Raw genomic sequence first — 16,918 nt, 5'->3', positions numbered from 1 at the left:
CTTGCGCCATCATCGCCGCGAACAGGGCCTGATGCTGGCGCTGGCGTCACCGGCCCTGCTGGTGATCCTGCTGCTGATCGTGCTTCCGGTAGGGTGGCTCGCCTGGCAATCGATCTACCATGACGGCTTCACACTGGAGAACTACCGCCGCATCCTCAGCGAAGACATCTATTGGCGCAGCTTCGCGCTGACCTTCGAGATCAGCCTCCTGGTGACGACGCTGGCACTGCTGATCGGCTATCCCCTCGCTTATGCCGCGAATGCGGCGCCGAGGAGATGGAGCATTGTCATTCTCGCGCTGGTGATCCTGCCGTTCTGGACCAGCGTGCTGGTGCGATCCTATGCCTGGCTGGCACTGCTGCAGCGGACCGGCGTGATCAACCAGGTGCTGCAATACGTAGGCCTGGTCGACGAGCCATTGGCGCTGGTCCACAACAGCTTCGGCACGGTGGTGGCGACCGTGCACATCCTGCTGCCGTTCATGGTGCTGCCGCTCTATGCCGCCATGCAGAAGATTCCGAACGACCTGATGCAGGCCGGCGCAAGTCTCGGCGGCGGCCCGGCGCACACCTTCTGGCGCATCTTCCTGCCGCTGTCGCTGCCGGGCGTGCTCGCCGGCACGACACTTGTGTTCGTGCTCAGCCTCGGCTTCTACATCACGCCGGAACTGCTCGGCGGCGGTCGAACCATCATGGTGTCGCTGCTGGTGAGCCGCAATGTCGAACTCTACAACCAGTGGGGCGCAGCAAGCGCCGTCGGGGTGGTGCTGCTGGCTGGCGTCCTCGCCGTTTTCCTGATCGTCAGCCGCTTCATTCCATTCGATCGCATCCTGGCGCCGAAATGAAGACGCTATCACCGGGACGCATCGCCCTTATTTTGTTCTGCGCGCTGGGGTTGCTCTATTTAATCCTGCCGGTGCTGATCATCGTGCCGATGTCGTTCTCGAGCACCCGCTTCCTGACGTTTCCGCCGCCATCGCTGTCGTTGCGCTGGTACCAGGACTATGTCGGCAATCCGGCCTGGATGCAGGCCACCCGCGTGACATTCACGGTCGCGGTGCTCACCGTACTGATCGCGACGCCGCTGGGCGTCGCCGCGGCCTACGCCATCACCAATTCCAAGCTGCGAATCATGCGGCTGATCCACATGACGCTGATGCTGCCGCTGGTGGTGCCGATCATCATCACCGCCGTCGGTATCTTTTTCGTCTATGCCAGGGTCGGGCTGGTGGCGACAATGTCCGGGCTGGTGCTCGCCAACGTCATGCTCGGCCTGCCCTACGTCATCACCTCGGTAGTGGCGGGATTGCAGAGCTTCGACCCCGCGCAGGAAATGGTGGCGCGCAGCCTCGGCATGAACCGCCTGCGCAGCTTCTTCGCCGTCACCCTGCCACAGATCAAGACCAGCGTACTGACCGGCAGCATCTTCGCCTTCATTTCGGCGATGGACGAAACCGTGGTGGCGCTGTTCATTTCCGGCGGTCAATATCAGCCGCTCACCAAGCGGATGTTCATCGCGTTGCGCGACGAGATCGACCCGACCATCGCCGCGATCAGCACCCTGATGACCGCCGCCTCCTTCCTGCTGGTCCTGATCGCCAGCACGCGGCGCAAGCGCGAGAGTTGAGGACGCGCCCGGTCACGGCCTATCGTGCTACGCTCGACAGATTCGCTGCACACTGGAACACACGTCATGCCCAACGACCTGAACTGGCTTCCTGCCCGCGAGATGGTCAGCCGCTTCGCCACGGGCGATCTTTCGCCGGTGGATGTGCTGGATGCCACGCTGGCGCAGTTGCGCACGGTCGATCCCATCCTCAACGCCGTTTGCCTGCTGGACGAGCCGCAGGGGCGGCGGCTCGCGACGGAGTCGGCGGAACGCTGGCGGCGCGGCGCACCGGTCGGGCCGCTGGACGGCGTGCCCGTCGCCATCAAGGACACCGGGCATGTCGCGGGCTGGCCGATGCGCATCGGCTCCCACACCACGCCAACCGCGCCCAGCACATTCGACACCCCGGGTGTCGCGCGCCTGCGCGAGGCGGGCGCGGTGTTCTTCTGCAAGACAACCACGCCCGAATACGGCTGGAAGGGCATCACCCACGGCCCGCTGACCGGCATCACCCGCAACCCCTGGGACACGTCGCGCACGCCCGGCGGCTCCAGCGGCGGCTCGGCCGCGCTGGTGGCGGCCGGCGTGATGCCGCTCGCCACCGGCGGCGATGGCGGCGGCTCCATCCGCATCCCGGCGGCGTTCAGCGGCGTGTTCGGACTGAAGCCGAGTTACGGCCTGGTGCCGAACCTGCCGGGGCCGATGGGCACGCTCGCGGTTTATGGCGGCCTGTCGCGCGATGTCGCCGACAGCGCGTTGCTGATGAACGTGCTCACCCGCCCGGACCCCCGCGATTCCTTTGCCATTCCCGATCGCGGCATCGACTATCTCGATGGCCTCGACAGCGGCGTGGCGGGCCTGCGTATCGCATGGTCGCCCGATCTCGGCTTCCCGGTCTCCGATCCCGCCGTCGTCGCCGGCTTGCAGCCGGCCCTCGATGCGCTGGTGAAGGCCGGCGCCGACGTGCAGCGCGTACCGCTGGATCTGTCCGGCGCGCAGGGCACCATCGAGGTGATCTGGGCCGCATCGCATGCCGCGCTGGTGCGTGACTTCGACGGCGCGCAACTGGCGGCGCTCGATCCGGGCCTGCTGCGGCTGGCGGTCTCGGCCCAGGATATTTCCACAAGCGAACTGCAGGCGGCGTATCTCGACATGCGTGCGCTGAGCCAGCAGATGCAGCAGTTTCACCGGGATTACGATCTGCTGCTGACACCGACCATTCCCATCACCGCCTTCGCGGCGGGCATCGATACGCCCGACCCTGAGCGCTTCCCGCAATGGCTCGACTGGACGCCGCTGACATGGCCGTTCAACCTCACCCGCCAGCCCGCGGCCTCGGTGCCCTGCGGATTTGTCGATGGCCTGCCGATCGGCCTGCAGATCGTGGGGCCGATGTTCAGCGAACCAACCATCCTGCGCGCCAGCCGCTGCGTCGAGCAGGCCTGCGCCACCGGCGCGCGGCCGGGGCTGGTCGATCGCAGCGCGCGGACGTGACTTATCCCGTAGCCCGGGTGAGCAAAGCGACACCCGGGTCCGCATGCATCCCGGATGTCGCTTTGCTCATCCGGGCTACACGTCTCAAGTCACCGGTTCAAACCTGAACAGCCGCTCCGGATTGCTCACCAGCAGCTTGCGCTGAACCGCGGGGTCCGGTGCATATAGCGGGATGAGATCGACGAGATCGCCGTCGTTCGGCATGATCTTCACATTCGGATGCGGCCAGTCGGTGCCCCAGAGCACGCGGTCCGGTGCGTTGTCGATCAGACGCCTGGCGAAGGGCACGGCGTCGTGGAACGGCGGCCCCGCGGCGGAGGCCCGCTCCGGCCCCGTGATCTTGATCCAGCACTTCTCGTCGCTTGCTTGCAGATCGAGCAACGCCTTGAACTCGGCATCGTCGAGACCCCTGGCGGCGCTGATGGTGCCCATGTGGTCGATCACATAGGTGACCGGCAGCGCCTTCAGGAGTGGCACGAATTCCTGGATCGTCCCCGCCTCCAGATAGACGTCGACATGCCAGCCGATCGCGGCGACGCGGTCGACCAGCGAACGAAACACCTTCATGTCGCCGACGCCGCCGAGCCGCTTGAGGAAGGCGAAGCGGCAGGCGCGGATGCCAGCCTTGTCGAGCGCAGCGAGATCGCCATCGCTCATGGCGGCGTTGACATTGGCCACGCCCTTGTACTTGCCGCCGCTCTGCGCAATGGCGTCGGTGACCACGCGGTTGTCGAAGCCGTGCACGGTGGCATTGACGATGACGGCGCGCTCCACGCCGATCGCGGCGTGCAGCTTGCGGAACATGTCGAGCGGCGCATCCGGCGGCGAATAGGGGCGGTTCGCCGCGAAGGGATAGACGGCGGCGGGGCCGAAGATGTGGGTGTGGGTATCGACCGCGCCCGGCGGAGCCTTGAAGGCCGGCGTCTTCGTCTCCGGATCGGGTCCGGCGATGGTGGGGATGCTTTTCTCGTCGGCCGCGCGCGACGAGGGCATCGCCAATTTCGAAGCCAGTCCGAGCCCTGCCATGCCGGCAAGGAGATCGCGTCGATGCATGCTGTTTCCTCCGTTCGGGTGCCACACCACACTTGCCGGAGGCCGCGCACCGATCCCGCCATGATGGCGAGATGAAAAGGCCCGTACCGTTCCACCGCACCATCGATCAAATGATTGATTTTGCGCTTCTCATGAAAACTTAGCATCAATCGGCGGCTTGTGAGCCGAAGCGCGCCGGTTCAACTTGCATCGCCGGCTTCCCCGCCGTGACCAAGGCCCAGCCCAGCAAGGCGCAGCAGACAACGAAGAAGGGTCGATGCGTGGACGACGCGACGAGCGAGATCGCCTGCTCAGACATCCACCGGGAGGCTGCGCTCCAGGCAACTCACCAGCGCCTGGCCGGCCGTGCTCAGCGGCAGCCCGCGCCGCATGATGATGCCGATGGTGCGGGCCACCGACGGATTGCGCATCGGACGTGCGACAAGACCCGGAACGGCGGCCGCCACGACAGCGAGCCGCGGAACGATGGTCAGCCCGACACCGGCCTGCACCATGCTCACAGCGGTCGCCACATGCTGCACTTCGTAGCGCCAGGTCATGGTCTCACGGCGGCTGCCCAGCGCTTCGTCGATCAGCGCGCGGTTGCCGGTCTGTGGGCTGATGCGGACCAGCGGATAGCCCTCGAGCTCGGACCACGCCACCGCCTCGTTGCGCGCCAGCGGATGATCCGCCGGGCACAGCACCACATAGGGCTCCTTCATCAGCGGCTTGATGTCGATGTCCCAGGGATGCGCGGAGACGAAGGTGATGCCGAATTCCGCCTCGCCCTTCTGGACGAGATCAGCGATTTCACCGGCGGAGTTGTCGAACACACGAATGGCGAGGTCCGGATAGTTGCTCGTCACCGTCTTCAGCACCGGCGGCAGGTAATGGTTGGCAATGGTCGGCAGGCAGCCGAACGCCAGCCGCGTCTGGCCCTCGCGGCCCTGCTGCCGCAATTGCAGATACGAGGCCGCCATGTCGTCGAGCATGCGGCGGGCCTTCGGCAGCAGCTCGAGGCCGGCGGGCGTCAGCGCCAGCTTGCGGGTGGTTCGGGTGAACAGCTTGATGCCGAGATCGTCCTCCAGCCGCTTCATCCGGTGACTCAGCGCGGTCTGCGACAGATTGAGATGCGCCGCGGCGAGATGGAAGCTGCCGCGGTCCGCGATGCTGACGAAGGTTTCGATGCCGAGGAGATCGATGCGCAAGCTGGGTGTCCTTCGCGGGCAGGTCAGGTGAGTTTATCGCATCGCCCGCGCGCGTGGTCCAATGGCTTTGACGCGGCGTGCGGCGCCAGACCGCCAGATCCAATACCAACCAGAAACGTCATCACACAGGAGGGACGACCATCATGAGCAGCACCGCCACACAGGTGACGCAGTTCGGCTCAACGTCATCGACGAATGTTCCGGGCCGATCCCTGCTGATCCGCACCGGCCTCGCCGGCGGACTGCTGGGCGGCGTGATCATCTGGATCTACGAGGCCATCGTCTGGGTCGGGGTGCAGCACCTGATGCCGCTCGCCGGCATTCCACGCAATGCCACGGGCCTGGTGTTCGGCAAGGTGGTGCAGGACCAGCTGGGGGCTGGGGCCTATGTGGTCGGCACGGCCATCCACTTTGCCTTCGCGCTCGCCTGGGGTGTGCTGTTCGCTTACCTCTGGCCGATGTTCCGGCGTCGCGGCTACGAGGCCACGTTTGTGGCGCTGTTCTACGCCATCGTGATCTGGATCGTGATGCATGCGGCGATCATGGTTGCCACCACAAACCATCCCGATTACTTCGACCCGATGGTGGTGATCGGCGGTTTCATGTCGCATTTTTTCTATGCGGTGCCGCTGGCGCTGTTCGTGAAAACGCGCTTGGCTGATACAACCGGCTGAGACGGCGATCAGCCCACACGCCGCTGCAACGCAAAATTCTCTGGGAGCATAATAATAATGTCGAAAAGGCAGTTACGATCACGTCGCGACATCCTCGTGTCCGCCAGCGCCCTCACCGCACTTGCTGCGTTTCCCGGGTGCGCGACGGCGGCCGGCGCCGATATCACCGGACGGCTTGCGCGTTACATGGTATCGGCGCGCGATCGCGCGCTGCCCGATGCGGTGCTCGTCGCCTGCAAGCATCGCATCCTCGACACGTTTGGCGCGATGGTGTCGGGTGCGCGCATGAAACCCGGTGTGCTGGCGGTGGATTATGTGCGCGGGCTCGGCGGCACCGAGCAGGCCACCGTGATCGGCGCCAGCTTCCGCACCACCGCGATCAATGCCGCGCTTGCCAATGCGATGTGTGGCCATGCGGACGAAACCGACGATTTCGAGCCGGTGACCAAGGCGCATCCGGGCTGCGCGGTGGTTCCTGCGGCCCTTGCCATCGCCGAGAAGGAAGGCCGCTCCGGCGAGGAATTCGTGCGCGCCGTGGCGCTTGGCTACGACCTCACCTGCCGCCTGTTGATGGCGCTGGGGCCCGACCTCGTGCGCGGCAGCCACCGCAGCGCGGAAGGCACCAGTTCCACCTTCGGCGCCCTTGGCGGCGCGGCCTCGCTCGCACGCCTCGACGAGACGGGCATGCGTTTCGCCATCTCCTATGCGGCCCAGCAGGTGTCGGGCCTGTGGAGCTGGGTGAAGGACGAGGACCATGTCGAGAAGGCGTTCGACTTCGCCGGCATGGGTGCGCGTAACGGCGTGATGGCCGTCACCATGGTGCAGGCCGGCTTGACCGGTGTCAGCGACGTGCTCGACGGCACCCACAACCTGTTCATCGCGCTGTCGACCGATCCGAAACCAGAAGCCATGCTGGAAGGCCTCGGCAGCCGGTTCTATGTCACCGAGACCGCAATCAAGACGTTCTCCGTCGGCTACCCGATCCAGTCACCGCTGGACGCCTTGCTGACTCTGCGCAAACAACATGGGCTGACGCCGGACAATGTCCGGGACATCCTGGTCAAGCTGCCCACCGACGCCATGGGGATCGTCGGCACCAGTGCGATGCCCGATGTCAGTTGCCCGCATCTGGTCGCGCTGGCGCTGGTCAAGGGCGCGGTGTCGTTCACCGACAGCCACGATGTGGGGCTGATGCGCGATCCCGCCATCCTGGCGCAACGCGCCAAGGTGAAGCTCGCCGGCGATCCCGCCTTGATGGATCCCGCGGCACCACGCGGCGCGATTGTCGAGGTGACTATGACCGACGGACGCAAGGTCGAGCACTTCACCAAGTTTCCGCCCGGCACCAAGGAGAACCCGCTGAGCACGGAAGCCGTCAACGCCAAGACCCGCGACCTGATCGCGCCGGTGCTCGGGGCTGATCGGGCGGAGAAGCTGATTGATCAGGTCAACGCGTTGGAGAAGCTGGATGACATGCGCCAGTTGCGGCCGCTGCTGATCGCGTGAGGCGGATACCGCTAAGCGTATCATTCAGCGCGAGCGTAGCATCCCCACTGCGTCATCCGCGGGCTTGACCCGCGGATCCAGCTTGGTTCCAGCACAGTGAAGAAGAAAGCTGGATCACCGGGTCAAGCCCGGTGATGACGGAGTGGGTAGGATACCTTCGTTTCCTACAACATTTTCCGGCTGCCGATTTCAGCCATCCCCCTCACTTCACCCCAAGCTTCGCCGCCTCATCCCAGCTCGGGCACTTGCGGGCGTCCAGCGCCACGTCGTAGGGCTGGTAGTTGTCCTTGGTGATGACGGTGGGCTTCAGCACGATCTCGGTCACCACCGGTTCGTTGCGCAGCGCGCGGATGGCGATCATGGTGCCGACACAGCCCTGCACGAAGCCGTTATAGTCACCGCTGGCGAGCAGCTTGCCGGCCTTGATGGCGTCGACCGCTTCCTTGGTGCCGTTGACGCCGATCACCTGGGCCTTGCGGTTGGCGCCGTCGAGCGCCTCGATCGCGCCAATCGCCATGGCGTCGTTGGCGGCGAGCACACCGTCGATCTGCGAATTCGACTGCATCAGGTTTTCCATCACCTGCAGCGCCTGCAGCCGCTGATAGTTGGCGGGCTGGGCGGCGAGCAGCTTGGCGCCCGGATTTTCCTTCAGCGCATCATAGAAGCCGCGGACGCGATCGACGTTGGTGAGCGAGCCCTTGACGCCCTCGATGATGACGATGTTGCCCTTGCCGCCGAGTGTCTTGAGCAGGTAACGCGCGGTCTCCAGCCCCAGGCTGTAGTCGTCGGCGCCGACGAAGGCGACGAACTTGCCGCCTTCGGAGCGGTCGGTGACGTTAACCACCGGGATCTTGGCGCTGTTGATCTGCTCAACGCCAGGCACCATCGCCTTGTAGTCCACCGGGATAAAGACGATGGAGCTCGGCTTCTTCACGATCACGTCTTCGATCTGGCTGAGCTGCTCGGGAATGCTGTCGGGCTTGGTCGGGATGTAATGCAGCGTCTTGGCATTGAGCGATTTGGCGGCGGCATCGGCGCCGACCCGCACGGTCTGGAAATACGGATTGGTCTGGTTCTTGGTGAACACCGCGATGGTCTCGCCGTCGGCGAATGCGCCGGTTGCGAATGCCGCCGAGGCCAGCAAGGTCACCGCCCCACCGGCAAGCTTCATATTAGTCGATTTGGTCATATCTCCACCCCTCTTGTTGATTGTTGAAACGTTGCGAAAAATCATTGCGTGCGACGGCGCGTCTTCATGTCGAGCCACACCGCAAGGATGACGATCACGCCGGTGACCAGCGGCTGCCAGCTAGCGCTGACCTGCAGCAGGTTCATGCCGTTGAGCACCAGCGTGAGAATGAGCGCGCCGACAAAGGTGCCGAATACCGTGCCGATGCCGCCGAACAGCGAAGTGCCGCCGATCAGCACCGCCGCGATCGCCGGCAGCGTCAGGCTTTCGCCGATGTCGGCCTCGGCCGAATTCAGCCGCGCCAGGAACACGATGGAGGCGAGGCCCGCCATCAGGCCGGACATCACATAGACCAGGATCAGCCGGCGCGAGACCGGAATGCCGGACAGCCGCGCCGCCACCGGATTGGCGCCGATGGCATAGATCTCCTGCCCCCAGGTGGTGCGCTGCGCGAAAATCGTGCCGATGGCGAGGAAGATCAGCAGCAGGTAGACCGGAATCGGCAAGCCCAGCCAGTAGCCGCTGCCGATCTGGCGGAAACCCGGCGGGAAACCATGGATGGTGTCCCCGGCCATGTACCAGTAGGTCACGCCATGCAGCACCCACAGCATGCCATAGGTGGCGATGAAGGACGGAATCCGCAGCGCCGTTACCATCACCCCGTTGAGAAGCCCGATGGCGCCACCAGCAGCCAGACCCGTGAGCACGCCAAGCGCGGGCGACTTGGTGACATGGATGACGGTGCCGGCAAGACAGGCCGACAGCGCCACATTGGCGCCGACGGACAGATCGAGGCCGGCGGTGAGCACCACCAGTGTGAGGCCTGCGGCGATGAAGAACATCAGGCTGGCCTGGCGCAGCACATTGAGGATGTTGTTGACGCTGAGGAAGGAGTCGCTGAGCAGCGACAACGCGACGCAAATCAGCAGCGCCGCGAGCAGCCGGTAGAACACCTGGATCACGTCTTCCGACAGGAACGCGCGCGGCGGCATGAAGGTCTGCTTCGGAGTGGTCGGCTTCGAGACGTCGGTCATGTCCGGCTCCGCAATCCGTCGACAAACAGGGCCACGATCACCAGGATGCCGACACTGGCGACCTGGATCGACGACGGCAGCGCCATCAAATTGAGGCCGTTGCGCAGTACGCCCACCGTGATGACGCCGAGCGCTGTTCCGAGCAGCCAGCCATTGCCGCGCTCGAACGAGGTGCCGCCCACCGCCACCGCGGCGATGGCGTCGAACTCAAGGCCGAGCCCCGCAGTCGGATGCCCGGAGTTCATCCGCGCGGTCATCAACAACCCGGCGATGCCGGCCATCGCGCCACCGATGGCATACACCGCAATCAGCAATCGGCTGGGCGAGCGGCCGGCATACCGCAGCGCTTCACGGTTGCCGCCGAGCGCGAAAATATAGGTGCCGAACCGGGTGTGATAGAGCAGCCCGTGAAACACCAGATACGCAATCAGTGCCACGATGATCGGCACCGGCACGCCGGCCACCACGCCGGAATAGATGCCGCGCACGCTGGCGGGGATGCCGACCACGCTCTGGCCGTCGCTGACGATCAGCGACAGCCCCTGCGCCATGCCCAGCGTGCCCAGCGTGGCCACGAACGGCGGGATGCCGACAATGGCCACCAGCCAGCCATTGGCCACGCCGAACACCAGGCCGACCAGCACCGCCGCCATCAGCCCCAGCGCCATCGACTTGGTGGCAACCGCGACAATGGCGACAACCAGCGAGGTCAGGGTCAGCACCGCGCCCATGGAGAGGTCGAGCCCCTCGGTCATGATGATCAGGGTCATCGGCAGCGCCAGCAGCATCAGGATGGTGGACTGCACCAGCACATTGGAGATGTTGGGCAGCGACAGGAAGCCCGGCGCGATCACGCCGAACACCGCCACCAGCACGACCAGCATGACGGCAACGCCGGGAATCCGCTGCAGCGGATTGGCGGAGACGGCAATCACATCCTCACGCATGGTGCATCCCCAGTCTCACGATGTTTTCCTCGGTCAGCTCGGAACGCGACAGTTCGCCGGCGATGCGGCCGTCGCGCATCACATAGGCACGGTCGCAAACATGGCAGATCTCGGCCTGCTCGGACGAGATCATCAGCGCCGCGGCGCCTTCCGCCACCAGCCGGTCGATCAGGGCGAAAATCTCGGCCTTGGCGCCGACATCGATGCCGCGCGTGGGTTCGTCGAAGATGAAGAGCTTGGCGCCGGCAGCGAGCCATTTGCCGATCACCACCTTCTGCTGGTTGCCGCCGGACAGCAGGCCCACGGTCTGCTTCACCGTCGGCGTGACGATGCGCAATTGCTGCACCAGGCCATCGGCGGTGCGTTCGGCGCGTCCGCGGTCAAACAGCCCGCTGGGAAACAGCTTGCGCAGCGCGGAGACTACGAGGTTGTCGCCGACCGAGCGCAGCAGCGCCAGGCCCTCGGCCCTGCGGCTTTCCGGGATCAGCGCCAGCCCCAGCCGCGCCGCTTCATCCGGGCCGCCGGATTTTTCGTGGCCGTCGAAAATGATGGTGCCTGCGGTGGCCTTGTCGGCGCCGAAGATCGCCCGCACCACTTCGGTGCGGCCGGAGCCGACCAGGCCGCAGAGACCGACAATTTCCCCCGCCCGTACCACCAGATCGATGCGGCTGATGCCGGAGGCCGCCGACAATCCCCGGACCTCGAGCATGATCTTGCCGGGAGTTTGCGCGAAGTTGCGGGGGTAACTCATGTCGACGTTGCGGCCGACCATCATCCGCACCAGCTGGTCGGGCGATGCATCGCCGGGACGCACTTCGTCGATACGGCGGCCGTCGCGCAGCACGGTGATGCGGTCGCCCATGGCGAACACCTCGGCCATGCGGTGCGAGATATAGATGATGGCGACGCCGTCGGCCTTCAGCCGGGCGATCAGCGCGAACAGCAGTTCCGACTCGCGGTCCGACAGCGCCGCGGTCGGCTCATCCATCACCAGGATGCGGGCGTTCTGGCTGATGGCCTTGGCGATCTCCACCATCTGCTGCTGCGCGACGCCGAGCTTGTCCACCTTGACGGCGGGATCGATGTCGAAGCCGATGGTCTGCAGGATCTTTTTGGCGTCGCTGAGGATGCGGCGGCGGTCGATGGTGCCGGGAATGCGGCCGGCCGGCTCACGGCCCAGGAAAATGTTCTGGGCGATGTCGAGATACGGCACCAGCGAGAACTCCTGGAAGATCACGGCGATGCCGAGCTTTTGCGCATCCGCAGCCGACGCGATCTCGACCTTGTCGCCGTTGTGATAGAATTCGCCGCGGTCGGCGCGATAGGCGCCGCACAGCACCTTCATCAGGCTGGACTTGCCGGCACCGTTCTCACCGAGCAGCATGTGGACTTCACCGGGCCACACCGCAAATGAAACATCATCCAGCGCCTTGACGCCGGGAAACTCCTTGCTGATGCCGCGCAGCTCCAGCAACGGTGCTGTGGCCGGGGCGCGGCCCGCGGTGTCATCGATGGGCAGCGCGTCGCTCATGGCGTCACCTCGGCGCGGCGAAAGATCTTGCCGGGGTTCATCAGATGGCGTGGATCGAGCGCAGCCTTGATGCCGCGCATGACGTCGACGGTGTCGCCGAGCTCATCCCGAAGAAAATCGATCTTGCCCAGGCCAACACCGTGCTCGCCAGTGCAGGTGCCATCCATGGCGATGGCCCGCGCCACCAAACGAGCGTGCAGCGCCTTGGCCCGCGCAACTTCATCGGCATTGTCGGGATCGATCAGGATCAGCATGTGGAAGTTGCCGTCGCCGACATGGCCGACAATCGGCGCGATCAGGCCGTTGGCTTCGACATCCCTGCGGTTCTCCACCAGGCATTCCGCCAGCCGCGAGATCGGCACGCAGACGTCGGTGATCATGGCGCGGGCGCCCGGCTTCAGGCTGAGGCCCGCATAGAGCGTGTTGTCGCGCGCCTGCCAGAGCCGGCTGCGCTCCTCCGCCGCCCGCGCCCACTCAAAGCCGAGCCCGCCATGCTCCGCCGCGATCGCCTGTGCAAGCTCCGCCTGTTCGGCAACGCCGGCGTCGGTGCCGTGGAATTCGAAGAACAACGTCGGCGCCTCACGATAGCCGAACTTGGCGTAGCCATTGATGCCCCGCATCATGACGTCATCGAGCAATTCGACCCGGGCCACCGGAATGCCGGATTGAATGATCTCGATCGCGGTCTCGACCGCATCATGCAACGACGTGAAGCTGCACACCGCCGACGAGATCGCCTGCGGCCAGGGATGCAGCTTCAAGGTGATCTCGGTGAGGATGCCGAGGGTGCCTTCAGAGCCCACGAACAGCCGGGTGAGGTCGTAGCCCGCGGAAGATTTGCGGGCGCGGCGCGCAGTACGGATGATGCGGCCATCGGCCAGCACCACCTCCAGCGCCATCACATTGTCCTTCATGGTGCCATAACGCACCGCCATGGTGCCGGACGCGCGGGTCGACGCCATGCCGCCGATCGAGGCATCGGCTCCGGGATCGATCGGAAAGAACAAACCGGTGTCGCGCAGCTGCGCATTGAGCTGCTTGCGGGTGATGCCGGGCTGCACCACCACGTCCATATCCTTGTCGTGCACCGCAAGAATCCTGTTCATGCGGGAGAAGTCGAAACACAGCCCGCCCTCGACCGCCGCGGCATTGCCTTCCAGCGAGGTGCCGGCGCCGAACGGCACCACCGGCAAACCGACGCTGGCGCATAGCTTCACGATCTCGGCGACTTCCTCCGTGGTTTCCGGAAACACCACCACATCCGGCGGCCGGCTGGCATGATACGCCTCGCTGCGGCCATGCTGCTCCAGCACGCCGCGCGCGGTGGTGGCGCGCGATCCGACCATCTGCGTCAGACGATCGACAACCCCGGCCGTGTTGATCGGCAGTCCCATCCTTGTTCCCCTCACAATGGAGCGCGACTGCGCGCGCTCCATTTTTGATCCGACGCCGGACTCTTGTCGGTCCGTTGCCTTGTATCGGTTGCTCTACGTGGCGCTGTTCGCCGCCGGCTTCAGGCCGAAATCGTAGTTCAGATAGTAGTACGGCACGTTCATCTGCCAGCCATCCGGCGCCAGGCCTGGCTCGCGCGGCTTGTACTCCCGGATCAGGCTGTCCTTGACGCCGAACACCACGTCGGAATCCAGGTACTTGTCGCCATCCTCGAACACATAGGTCACCAGCGTCTCATAACCCGGCGCCGCGATCATGAAATGGACATGCGCCGGCCGCCAGGGATGGCGCCCCTGCGCCTCCAGCATCTGCCCGACCGGGCCGTCGTGCGGCACGGGATAGGCCGCGGGCTTGATCGACCAGAACGAGAAGCCGCCATTGTCATCGGCGAGGAAACGCGCGCGCATCGCCAAGTGGCCGATGTCGTCGAGCTGCTGCACGTCGTAATAACCGTCATTGTTGGAATGCCAGACATCGATGGTGGCGCCGGGGATCGGCCTGCCGTCCGGAGTGGCGACCGTGCCGGTGACGATCAGCGGATCGCCCTTCATGCCGCCGGAGATGTCCTCACCCAATTGCTTCTCCAGCGCCGCCTGCACGAAGAACGGACCGAGCACCGTGGTCTCGGTTGCGCCATCGGGCAGCGGATGGTTGATGGCATCCACCAGCATCGATACGCCGAGTGTATCCGACAGCAGGATGAACTCCTGGCGCTTGTCGTCGCACATCTGGCCGGTGCGGGTCAGGAAATCGATGCCCTGCTCCCATTCCTTCTGGGTCGGCCGCACCTCGCGCACAAAGGCATGCAGGTGGCGCACCAGGGCTTCGCTGACCTGCTTGATGCGGGGATCGGCGGCATTCGCGATCCGCTCCAGCACCGCATCGGTGATGGTGTTCTCATTGAAGTTGCGCATGGGACGCTCCGATCTTCAAGATTTGGATCATCAGAGTTTCGGCTATCAAAGCTTGGGTTCGTCGAGGCCCGACAGGCGCTCGACATGCCGCACGGTGGCGATGAAATCGCTCTCACCGTGGCCCTGGGCCACCAGCGAACCGTAGGTTTCGCGCACCTGTGCCGCAAGCTGCAGCGGCACGCCGGCAGTGTGGCCGGCGGACAGGATCAAGTCGAGATCCTTGGCCATCTGCCGGCAGGAAAACGTCGAGTCGAAATCGCGGGTGCGCAGCGGCGCGGTCTTGTACTTCACCATCGGCGAGGCCACCGCGCTGTCATCCAGCACCTTCAGAATGTCCTGCCAGGCGATGCCGCCCTTGCGCGCCAGCGCCAGGCTCTCCGCCATCATGCCGGCCGACACCGCGATCATCAGGTTGACGGCAAGCTTGGCGAAGCGGGCTTCTTCGGCTTCCCCGAGATAAGTCTGCGCCCGGGTGAAGGTGGCGAGCAACGGCTTTAAAGCCTCGAACGTGACCTTCGGTCCGGACACGAAACAGGTCAGCGCACCGGTGTGGGCGATGCTGGCATTGCCGGACACCGGTGTGCGCAGATAGGCGATATTCCTGGCCTTCGCAGCCACGGCCACCTCCGCCGAAATCTCGGCGCTGACGGTGCTGGTTTCGATCAGGATAGAATTGGCCGCCATGGCCTGCAGCAGGCCCTGCGGTCCGAGCACCGTGGCACGCAGTGCTGTATCATCCGGCAGCGAGGTGATGACCACGCCCTTGCCGGCAACCGCGTCATTTGGCGAAGCGGCTTCGCCTATGCCCTGCGCCTTCGCCGCCGCGAGCCGGGCGTGGTCCGGATCAAACGCCGTCACCTGGTGGCTGGCTTTCACCACGAGCGCCGCCATCGGCAGCCCCATCTTGCCGACCCCGATCCAGGCGATGCTGGTTTTTTGTTCTGTCATTGTTGTCACGCCGCTTGCTGTCGTTCGATATCGTGAACCAGGCGCCGACCCGAGCGCGCCAGTTCCTGTTGCTTGTCTTCAATGCCGCCGGCCAGCAGGCGCCCGGCCCGCTTTTTCCAGACGCCGTCGATCATCACCGCCTCGATGTTGGTAAGGCCGGTCTGCATCACCACGGTCGACACCGGATCGTGCACCGGCGACATGTTCAGGGCGCCGGCGTCGATGACCACGAGGTCGGCGCGCTTGCCGACCGACAGCGAACCGATCTCGGCTTCGCGACCAAGCATGCGCGCGCCTTCGATGGTGATCCAGCGCAGCGCCTCGCGCACGGGGATTGTGGTGGTGGCGGGAATGGGACCGCCAGCGCGACGTGCCTCGGCATTGTCCAGCGCGCGCTGGGTCGACAGCGCCACCCGCGCCACCGCGATGAGGTCGCCGGCCAGCACGGATTCCAGATCGATCCCGATCGACGGCCGCGCCCCCACCTTCAACAGACGGCCGGTGATTGGAAAGCCATGGCCCTGGATCATTTCGTTTTCCGGCGTGACCGAGAACGACACGCCGAGATCGACAAAGCGCGCCAGCAGATCGTCGGAGAGATCGTTGCCGTGCACGATGTTGACGCCGGGGCCGACAAGGCCGGCCTCGATCAGTTTCTCCCAGCCACCTGATGTCTTCGCCGGCCCGCCGCCCTGATGCATCGAGGCGACCAAACCGAATTCCTTCGCCAGCCGGAAATCCTGCAGCGACACGTCGAGGGTGGAATAATGCGGCCCCAGAATCGCAAGCCCCAGCGTTACCAGGCCATTGCGATCGGACAACGGGCCGGCCAGCAGACGCTCGACCTCATGGCGCGGGTGCGGGACTTCCGAGAAATGCGGTTCGCCCGGCTTCGGCTCCGGCTTGGGCGAACCATGAAAGAAGGCGGCGCGGATGCCGCTTTCGAGCAGCGCGCGCACGGCAGCGTCGGTGTGCGCCGGGGTCGGGTTGTTGTGACACCAGTCGACCAGCGTCGTGACGCCCATATTGATCTGGTTCAGCGCGCCCATCACGGTGGCGATGTAGATGTCGTCCGGCGTGAACAAGGTGGCAAGACCGGCATGCATGCGCCGGAAATATTCCAGCAGGGTCCAGTTCGCCGCATAGCCGCGCAGCGCCGTCTGCCAGGTGTGCATATGCGCATTGATCAGCCCGGGAATCACAATGCGGTCACGGCCGTCGATGACGTCCGCATCGCTCGCCGCGATGTTCGGACCGATATCGATGATCTGCCCGCCCTCGACCAGCAGATCGGCGCTGGCAAGATCGCCGAGGCGATCGTCCATGGTCACGATCGTGGCGGAGCGGATCAGCGTGCGGGTCGCCGTACCGGTCATGGGAC

The 16,918-nt window shown here is 65.1% G+C and carries 15 protein-coding genes; 5 read left to right on the top strand and 10 right to left on the bottom strand.

The annotated features are described in order from the left end of the window. Positions 1-31: 31 nt before the first annotated feature. The 3 genes from RS897_RS18030 to RS897_RS18020 all read left to right on the top strand — a co-directional run bounded on the left by RS897_RS18030 (position 32) and on the right by RS897_RS18020 (position 3,102). Positions 32-844, top strand: coding sequence for an ABC transporter permease (locus RS897_RS18030; protein WP_315838674.1), 813 nt, complete (start codon positions 32-34; stop codon positions 842-844). Continuing rightward, positions 841-1,626, top strand: coding sequence for an ABC transporter permease (locus RS897_RS18025; protein ID WP_315837867.1), 786 nt, complete (start codon positions 841-843; stop codon positions 1,624-1,626). The genes RS897_RS18030 and RS897_RS18025 overlap by 4 nt, the downstream gene beginning before the upstream one ends. Before the next feature lie 66 nt (positions 1,627-1,692). Continuing rightward, a complete protein-coding gene (locus RS897_RS18020; protein WP_315837866.1) occupies positions 1,693-3,102 on the top strand; it encodes an amidase in 1,410 nt (469 codons plus the stop codon). 84 nt (positions 3,103-3,186) lie between these two features. On the opposite strand, the gene RS897_RS18015 is transcribed toward RS897_RS18020, so the two are convergent. Continuing rightward, positions 3,187-4,155 (bottom strand): amidohydrolase family protein, encoded by a 969-nt coding sequence (locus RS897_RS18015; protein ID WP_315837865.1) that lies wholly within the window; start codon positions 4,153-4,155, stop codon positions 3,187-3,189. Positions 4,156-4,445: 290 nt separating this feature from the next. Next, on the bottom strand, positions 4,446-5,342 hold the full coding sequence (locus RS897_RS18010) for a LysR family transcriptional regulator (protein WP_315837864.1): 897 nt from the start codon (positions 5,340-5,342) through the stop codon (positions 4,446-4,448). A 143-nt stretch (positions 5,343-5,485) separates the two neighbouring features. Between RS897_RS18010 and RS897_RS18005 the strand changes: the two genes are divergently transcribed. Further along, a complete protein-coding gene (locus RS897_RS18005; protein ID WP_315837863.1) occupies positions 5,486-6,016 on the top strand; it encodes a hypothetical protein in 531 nt (176 codons plus the stop codon). A 57-nt stretch (positions 6,017-6,073) separates the two neighbouring features. Further along, positions 6,074-7,522 carry an MmgE/PrpD family protein gene (locus tag RS897_RS18000; protein WP_315837862.1) on the top strand — a complete coding sequence of 483 codons (1,449 nt, stop codon included), beginning with the start codon at positions 6,074-6,076 and terminating at the stop codon, positions 7,520-7,522. 202 nt (positions 7,523-7,724) lie between these two features. Here the strand turns inward: RS897_RS18000 and RS897_RS17995 are convergent, their stop codons facing one another. The 8 genes from RS897_RS17995 to RS897_RS17960 all read right to left on the bottom strand — a co-directional run bounded on the left by RS897_RS17995 (position 7,725) and on the right by RS897_RS17960 (position 16,913). Then, positions 7,725-8,711 carry a sugar ABC transporter substrate-binding protein gene (locus tag RS897_RS17995; protein ID WP_315837861.1) on the bottom strand — a complete coding sequence of 329 codons (987 nt, stop codon included), beginning with the start codon at positions 8,709-8,711 and terminating at the stop codon, positions 7,725-7,727. A 41-nt stretch (positions 8,712-8,752) separates the two neighbouring features. Next, positions 8,753-9,745: an ABC transporter permease gene (locus tag RS897_RS17990; protein ID WP_315837860.1), complete on the bottom strand. Its 993-nt coding sequence runs from the start codon at positions 9,743-9,745 to the stop codon at positions 8,753-8,755. Beyond that, on the bottom strand, positions 9,742-10,692 hold the full coding sequence (locus tag RS897_RS17985) for an ABC transporter permease (protein WP_315837859.1): 951 nt from the start codon (positions 10,690-10,692) through the stop codon (positions 9,742-9,744). Before RS897_RS17985 ends, RS897_RS17990 begins: the two co-directional genes overlap by 4 nt. Next, entirely contained in the window at positions 10,685-12,223 is a 1,539-nt protein-coding gene (locus RS897_RS17980) for a sugar ABC transporter ATP-binding protein (protein ID WP_315837858.1), read from the bottom strand. Before RS897_RS17980 ends, RS897_RS17985 begins: the two co-directional genes overlap by 8 nt. Beyond that, the gene (locus tag RS897_RS17975; protein ID WP_315837857.1) at positions 12,220-13,617 is read right to left on the bottom strand and encodes an FAD-linked oxidase C-terminal domain-containing protein; all 1,398 of its coding nucleotides are present in this window, start codon (positions 13,615-13,617) and stop codon (positions 12,220-12,222) included. The genes RS897_RS17980 and RS897_RS17975 overlap by 4 nt, the downstream gene beginning before the upstream one ends. Before the next feature lie 93 nt (positions 13,618-13,710). Beyond that, positions 13,711-14,589: an intradiol ring-cleavage dioxygenase gene (locus tag RS897_RS17970; RefSeq protein ID WP_315837856.1), complete on the bottom strand. Its 879-nt coding sequence runs from the start codon at positions 14,587-14,589 to the stop codon at positions 13,711-13,713. 45 nt (positions 14,590-14,634) lie between these two features. Then, complete coding sequence (locus tag RS897_RS17965) at positions 14,635-15,537, bottom strand: NAD(P)-dependent oxidoreductase (protein ID WP_315837855.1); 903 nt, start codon at positions 15,535-15,537, stop codon at positions 14,635-14,637. A 5-nt stretch (positions 15,538-15,542) separates the two neighbouring features. Further along, on the bottom strand, positions 15,543-16,913 hold the full coding sequence (locus tag RS897_RS17960) for an amidohydrolase family protein (protein ID WP_315837854.1): 1,371 nt from the start codon (positions 16,911-16,913) through the stop codon (positions 15,543-15,545). Between the last annotated feature and the right edge of the window lie 5 nt (positions 16,914-16,918).

The organism is Bradyrhizobium prioriisuperbiae (genome assembly GCF_032397745.1).
Lineage (GTDB): Bacteria > Pseudomonadota > Alphaproteobacteria > Rhizobiales > Xanthobacteraceae > Bradyrhizobium_A > Bradyrhizobium_A prioriisuperbiae.
Note: the sequence above shows the minus strand (reverse complement) of the source record. Positions and strands in the feature narration are given on the sequence as shown.

Coding starts and splice junctions, on each gene's coding strand:
- RS897_RS18030 (WP_315838674.1), top strand. CDS start 32: ATGCTGGCGCTGGCGTCACCGGCCCTGCTGGTGATCCTGCTGCTGATC.
- RS897_RS18025 (WP_315837867.1), top strand. CDS start 841: ATGAAGACGCTATCACCGGGACGCATCGCCCTTATTTTGTTCTGCGCG.
- RS897_RS18020 (WP_315837866.1), top strand. CDS start 1,693: ATGCCCAACGACCTGAACTGGCTTCCTGCCCGCGAGATGGTCAGCCGC.
- RS897_RS18015 (WP_315837865.1), bottom strand. CDS start 4,155: ATGCATCGACGCGATCTCCTTGCCGGCATGGCAGGGCTCGGACTGGCT.
- RS897_RS18005 (WP_315837863.1), top strand. CDS start 5,486: ATGAGCAGCACCGCCACACAGGTGACGCAGTTCGGCTCAACGTCATCG.
- RS897_RS18000 (WP_315837862.1), top strand. CDS start 6,074: ATGTCGAAAAGGCAGTTACGATCACGTCGCGACATCCTCGTGTCCGCC.
- RS897_RS17995 (WP_315837861.1), bottom strand. CDS start 8,711: ATGACCAAATCGACTAATATGAAGCTTGCCGGTGGGGCGGTGACCTTG.
- RS897_RS17990 (WP_315837860.1), bottom strand. CDS start 9,745: ATGACCGACGTCTCGAAGCCGACCACTCCGAAGCAGACCTTCATGCCG.
- RS897_RS17985 (WP_315837859.1), bottom strand. CDS start 10,692: ATGCGTGAGGATGTGATTGCCGTCTCCGCCAATCCGCTGCAGCGGATT.
- RS897_RS17980 (WP_315837858.1), bottom strand. CDS start 12,223: ATGAGCGACGCGCTGCCCATCGATGACACCGCGGGCCGCGCCCCGGCC.
- RS897_RS17975 (WP_315837857.1), bottom strand. CDS start 13,617: ATGGGACTGCCGATCAACACGGCCGGGGTTGTCGATCGTCTGACGCAG.
- RS897_RS17970 (WP_315837856.1), bottom strand. CDS start 14,589: ATGCGCAACTTCAATGAGAACACCATCACCGATGCGGTGCTGGAGCGG.
- RS897_RS17965 (WP_315837855.1), bottom strand. CDS start 15,537: ATGACAGAACAAAAAACCAGCATCGCCTGGATCGGGGTCGGCAAGATG.
- RS897_RS17960 (WP_315837854.1), bottom strand. CDS start 16,913: ATGACCGGTACGGCGACCCGCACGCTGATCCGCTCCGCCACGATCGTG.